This window comes from Falsiroseomonas sp. HC035 (assembly GCF_050563525.1).
GTDB lineage: Bacteria > Pseudomonadota > Alphaproteobacteria > Acetobacterales > Acetobacteraceae > Falsiroseomonas.
In genome coordinates, this window is record NZ_JBNXUN010000050.1 from 1 (window position 1) to 2,740 (window position 2,740).

At 57.7% G+C, this 2,740-nt stretch carries 1 rRNA gene; it reads left to right on the plus strand.

Annotated elements, in window-relative coordinates:
- Nucleotides 1–3 precede the first annotated feature (3 nt).
- Nucleotides 4–2,740, plus strand: a 23S ribosomal RNA gene (locus tag ACLF3G_RS29315).

The window sequence follows — 2,740 nt, forward strand, 5'->3', positions numbered from 1 at the left end:
GGAGCAAGACAAGGGCGTTCGGTGGATGCCTTGGCGCCAGAAGGCGATGAAGGACGTGGCACGCTGCGATAAGTCGCGGGGAGATGCGAGCGATCGTTGATCCGCGAATGTCCGAATGGGGAAACCCACTCCGCAAGGAGTATCCCATCCTGAATACATAGGGGTGGGAGGCAAACCCGGGGAACTGAAACATCTCAGTACCTGGAGGAAAAGACATCAACAGAGATTCCGCGAGTAGTGGCGAGCGAAAGCGGAGGAGGCCAGTGGTTGTCAGGAAAGAAGGCGAGCAGTCTGGAAAGGCTGGCCATAGTGGGTGATAGCCCCGTAGCCGTAGTGTTTCTGATGATCCTTGAGTAGGGCGGGGCACGTGAAACCCTGTCTGAACGTAGGGGGACCACCCTCTAAGCCTAAATACTCTCTGGCGACCGATAGTGCACAAGTACCGTGAGGGAAAGGTGAAAAGCACCCCGACGAGGGGAGTGAAAGAGACCTGAAACCGAACGCCTACAAGCAGTCGGAGCCCTGACCCGCGAGGGTGGGTGACGGCGTACCTTTTGTATAATGGGTCCGCGAGTTTCTGTTGGCAGCGAGCTTAAGCCGTGAGGTGTAGGCGCAGCGAAAGCGAGTCTGAACAGGGCGTTCAGTTGCCGGCAGAAGACCCGAAACCTGGTGATCTAGCCATGGACAGGCTGAAGGTGGGGTAACACCTACTGGAGGGCCGAACCCACGCCTGTTGAAAAAGTCGGGGATGATCTGTGGCTAGGGGTGAAAGGCCAATCAAACCAGGAAATAGCTGGTTCTCCGCGAAATCTATTGAGGTAGATCGTCATGTGATCACCGCCGGAGGTAGAGCACCGGATGGGCTAGGGGGACCCAAAGTCCTACCAAACCCAACCGAACTCCGAATGCCGGCGAGTGCAGCGTGGCAGACAGACAGTGGGTGCTAAGGTCCATTGTCGAGAGGGAAACAGCCCAGACCACCAGCTAAGGCCCCTAATTCGTGGCTAAGTGGGAAAGCATGTGGGACGGCCAAAACAACCAGGAGGTTGGCTTAGAAGCAGCCATCCTTTAAAGAAAGCGTAATAGCTCACTGGTCTAATAGCTGTTCTGCGGCGAAAATGTAACGGGGCTCAAGCCACGAGCCGAAGCTGTGGGTGCGTCGAAAGACGTGCGGTAGCGGAGCGTTCCCTAGGCCTGTGAAGCGGTATCCGTGAGGGGCCGTGGAGGTATGGGAAGTGCGAATGCGGACATGAGTAGCGACAAGAAGGGTGAGAAACCCTTCCGCCGAAAATCCAAGGGTTCCTGCGCAAGGCTAATCCGCGCAGGGTGAGCCGGCCCCTAAGGCGAGGGCGAGAGCCGTAGCCGATGGAAACCAGGTGAATATTCCTGGGCCCGTCAGAAGTGACAGCCGTGAAGTGCAGTGATCCCTTATTGGATTGGGGTTGCTGTTGGATCGGCTCGGGAAATAGCTCTGACATATGGACCGTACCCTAAACCGACACAGGTGGATTGGACGAGTATTCCAAGGCGCTTGAGGGAACCATGCTGAAGGAACTAGGCAAATTGCTCGCGTAACTTCGGGATAAGCGAGACCTGCTGGCACGCAAGTGTTGGTGGGTGGCACAGACCAGGGGGTGGCGACTGTTTAGTAAAAACACAGGGCTCTGCGAAATCGAGAGATGACGTATAGGGTCTGACGCCTGCCCGGTGCTGGAAGGTTAAGGGGAGATGTGCAAGCATCGAACTGAAGCCCCAGTAAACGGCGGCCGTAACTATAACGGTCCTAAGGTAGCGAAATTCCTTGTCGGGTAAGTTCCGACCTGCACGAATGGCGTAACGACCTCCCCACTGTCTCCAGCATGGGCTCAGCGAAATTGAATTCCCCGTGAAGATGCGGGGTACCCGCGGTCAGACGGAAAGACCCTATGAACCTTTACTGCAGCTTCGCAGTGGCGCCAGGAAGGGACTGTGTAGGATAGGTGGGAGGCTATGAAGCCGGGGCGCTAGCTTTGGTGGAGCCAACCTTGAAATACCACCCTGTGCCTTTCTGGCGTCTAACCGAGCCCGGTCACCCCGGGCCGGGACCCTGCGTGGTGGGCAGTTTGACTGGGGCGGTCGCCTCCCAAATGGTAACGGAGGCGCGCGATGGTGGGCTCAAGCCGGTCGGACATCGGCTGTTGAGTGCAAAGGCACAAGCCCGCCTGACTGTGAGCGCGACAGCGCGAACAGAGACGAAAGTCGGCCTTAGTGATCCGGTGGTCCCGCGTGGAAGGGCCATCGCTCAACGGATAAAAGGTACTCTAGGGATAACAGGCTGATCTCCCCCAAGAGTCCACATCGACGGGGAGGTTTGGCACCTCGATGTCGGCTCATCGCATCCCGGGGCTGGAGCAGGTCCCAAGGGTTCGGCTGTTCGCCGATTAAAGCGGTACGTGAGCTGGGTTTAGAACGTCGTGAGACAGTTCGGTCCCTATCTGCCGTGGGTGTACGAGACTTGAGAGGATCTGTCCCTAGTACGAGAGGACCGGGATGGACGCACCTCTGGTGAACCAGTTGTCACGCCCGTGGCATGGCTGGGTGGCCAAGTGCGGAATGGATAACCGCTGAAGGCATCTAAGCGGGAAACCAGCCTCAAGACGAGGTCTCGCCGAGGGCCGTGGAAGACCACCACGTCGATAGGCCGCAGGTGTAAGACAGGTAACTGTCTCAGCTGAGCGGTCCTAATCGCCCGATAGCGCTC